The sequence below is a fragment of the Brevibacterium sp. AGC70 genome (assembly GCF_057334195.1).
Genome location: NZ_JBHFIH010000013.1, coordinates 251523 through 254631, shown reverse-complemented (window position 1 = coordinate 254631; position 3109 = coordinate 251523). Strand labels below are relative to the sequence as shown.

At 62.8% G+C, this 3109-nt stretch carries 3 protein-coding genes; 2 read left to right on the top strand and 1 reads right to left on the bottom strand.

The window, feature by feature from the left end:
* Positions 1-31: 31 nt before the first annotated feature.
* Entirely contained in the window at positions 32-694 is a 663-nt protein-coding gene (phoU, locus tag ACE03M_RS10030) for a phosphate signaling complex protein PhoU (RefSeq protein ID WP_143920614.1), read from the bottom strand.
* Positions 695-910: 216 nt separating this feature from the next.
* Between phoU and ACE03M_RS10025 the strand changes: the two genes are divergently transcribed.
* Together ACE03M_RS10025 and ACE03M_RS10020 are read left to right on the top strand one after the other, a co-directional pair.
* A complete protein-coding gene (locus tag ACE03M_RS10025; RefSeq protein ID WP_260847896.1) occupies positions 911-2284 on the top strand; it encodes a sensor histidine kinase in 1374 nt (457 codons plus the stop codon).
* Positions 2281-2964, top strand: a complete 684-nt coding sequence (locus tag ACE03M_RS10020; protein WP_143920613.1) for a response regulator transcription factor — start codon at positions 2281-2283, stop codon at positions 2962-2964. The genes ACE03M_RS10025 and ACE03M_RS10020 overlap by 4 nt, the downstream gene beginning before the upstream one ends.
* Positions 2965-3109 lie beyond the last annotated feature (145 nt).

The following is a 3109-nucleotide window of genomic DNA, read 5'->3' as shown; positions in this document are numbered from 1 at the left end:
CCGCGGGCTGATTCGGTGTTTCAGGCGTATGTCACTTCTTCGACAGGTACGGTTCCCAGTTGCCGGTGAGCAGGTATTCGACCTTCTGAGACACGGACACCGCGTGATCGCCGAAGCGCTCGTAGTAGCGCGAGAGCAGGGTGACGTCGGCGATGTGGCGGGGTGCCAGCGAACCGGCGGGCGCCTCGGCGAGCTTGGCGAAGATGCTCAGGTGCAGTTCGTCGAGCTCTTCGTCGATCGCATTGATCGTGGGCACGGCGGTCAGGCCCGGGTTCGACAGCAGGTTCTCCGTCGCCTCGGCGATCTTCTCTCCGGATTCGCCCATGCGGGTGAAGGTGTCGGTGAAGTGGTCGGGGATCGCTGACTCCGGGTAGCGGATGCGGACCTGCTGGGCGATGTGGCGAGCGAGGTCACCCATGCGCTCGAGCGAAGCGGACATCCGCAGTGAGCCGATGACCGCGCGCAGGTCGGCGGCGACGGGGGCCTGCAAGGCCAGCATCTCAGCGGCCTGAAGGTCGAGGGCGTGCTGCATGTGGTCGATCACGGCGTCGGCTTCGATGACCTTTTCGGCCAGTTCGAGGTCGTTGCTTCGCAGGGACTGGTTCGCCAGGCGCATCGCCTCGTGAACTTTGACAGACATGTCGACCAGCTGCGTGGCCAGCTCGTCCAGCTCATTTCTGAAGACTTCGCGCATTGACAGCGGTTCCTTAATCTCGTGGATCTTGTGCAAGGGGAGGTGCCTGAGATCGCCCTGGGTGCGGACAACCCTCCGGTCAGGATAGGCACACTGTGTCAGCTTGACACCATTGGGTGAACGTTGTCTGGCATGCAGGTGAATTCCTCGGCAAAAGCGGCGTCCTGGGGTCGATTCCGTGCGCCTCTGAAGCCGACTGCGCATAAGCTTGATGACGTGGACCTCTTGATCGTAGCGGTCCTGACCGGCATCGTCGGTCTGGGACTGGGCATAGCGGGAATTCTGGCGTTTCGTTTCAGCGAACGCTCCCGTGATGCTGCCGATCTGCATTCTGAGGACGACCTGCCCGAAGGCATCGCCGAGGTTCTGGCTGTGCTGCCCTCGGCCGCGATCGTTCTCGACGCCGGTGATGACGTCGTCAAAGCATCCCCGGCCGCTTACACGTTCGGGCTGGTCAGAGGGCATTCCCTTGCTTCTCCCGAGATGCTGCGCATGGTCGGCCGAGTCCGCTCCAGAGGCCTCATCGAAGAGATCGAACTCGAACAGAAGCGCGAGCAGACGGATTCGATCCTGCGATTCCTCCACGCTCGTGTGGCGCCCTTGGGCACGGCCTTCGTCCTCGTCCTCTGTGACGACCAGACCGAGTCCAAGCGCGTTGACTCCATTCGGCGAGATTTTGTTGCCAACGTCTCCCACGAACTCAAGACCCCCATCGGCGCGATGTCCCTCCTCGCCGAGGCGGTCACCGACTTCTCCGATGACCCGCAGGCCGTCGAACGCTTCGGCGGTCGCATGCAGCGGGAGTCGAAGCGGCTGACTCAGCTGGTGCAGGAGATCATCGACCTGTCCCGCGTCCAGGACCATACCGCTCCGTCCGCGACGGAGAAGATCTCCGCCGCCGAGGTGGTCGATGATGCCGCTGACCGTGCCCGTACGCGTGCCGAGAGCAAGAACATCCACATCGAGGTCTCGCCACCGGGCACAATGCTCATCGAGGGCAACTACGAACTCCTCGTCAATGCGGTGCGCAACCTTATCGACAATGCCATCAACTACTCACCCGACGGCACTCGCATCGGCGTCGGAGTCGACCTGGTCGACGAACGCGTCGAGATCTCCGTCGCCGACCAGGGCATCGGTCTCTCCACTCAGGACACCGAGCGCGTCTTCGAACGTTTCTACCGCGTGGACCCGGCGCGTTCGCGTATCACGGGTGGAACCGGGCTGGGGCTGAGCATCGTCAAGCACATCATCGCCACACACGGCGGGCAGGTGAAGGTCTGGAGCCGCCTCGGCAAGGGTTCGACCTTCACCATCGTGCTTCCGCTGGCAGGCAACGTCTCCGATGACGAAGCATCCTCCTCGGCGCCGGATGGGGTCCTGCTCGAGCACTCGGCACGGGCTGATGCCGACGAGGCTGAGGTTGAGGTTGAGACGGATGCAGAGGGAGCCGCTGCTGATGGCGCGGTTGCCAATGACGGCACCGAACATGACCCCGACGATGACAAGGGCGTCAGCACAGGGGAGAATGAGAATGAGACAACCCAGGTTCTGAAAACCGGAAGCGAACAAAGGAAGCTCACAACGTGACTCGAATTCTGCTTGTCGAGGACGAGGATTCGTTCTCGGACCCACTGTCGTACCTGCTCGATAAAGAAGGATATGAGGTGACAGTTGCCGATGACGGTTTGAAGGCTCTCGCAGAGTTCGACCGCAACGGCGCCGATCTCGTTCTGCTCGACCTCATGCTGCCGGGAGTCTCCGGCACCGAGGTATGCCGAGAGCTGCGTGCGAAGTCCAGTGTGCCGATCATCATGCTCACGGCCAAGGACTCGGAGATCGACAAGGTGGTGGGACTCGAACTCGGCGCAGACGACTACGTGACCAAGCCCTACTCCTCGCGAGAACTGCTGGCCAGGGTGCGAGCGGTGCTGCGCCGCAACGTCGAATCCGAAGCCTTCGACGACGAGTCGGTGCTCGAAGCCGGGGGAGTCCGCATCGATGTCGAACGACACGTCGTCAGCGTCCGCGGCGAAGAGCTGTCGATGCCGCTGAAGGAGTTCGAGCTGCTCGAGATCCTCATCCGCAACTCCGGTCGAGTGATGACACGCGGTCAGCTCATCGACCGGATCTGGGGAGAAGATTACGTCGGCGACACGAAGACCCTCGACGTCCACGTCAAGCGTCTGCGTGCCAAAGTCGAACAGAACCCCTCGGAGCCGCGCCTGCTCACCACGGTGCGCGGACTCGGCTACAAGTTCGAAGCCTGACCACGACTCCCCGCAGAGCCTGACTGCGCGCAGCGGGAGCTTGGCCAAGCAGGGCCTGGCTCCGAAGCGGGGGCTCTCACGGTACCTGCGCCGAGAGACTCACAGGGCCGAGAGACTCACAGGTGACGCAGAAGGAGGCGCCCCC

Bases quoted from the DNA above. Each gene is read 5' to 3' on its own strand.
- phoU (WP_143920614.1), bottom strand. From the start codon at position 694: ATGCGCGAAGTCTTCAGAAATGAGCTGGACGAGCTGGCCACGCAGCTG.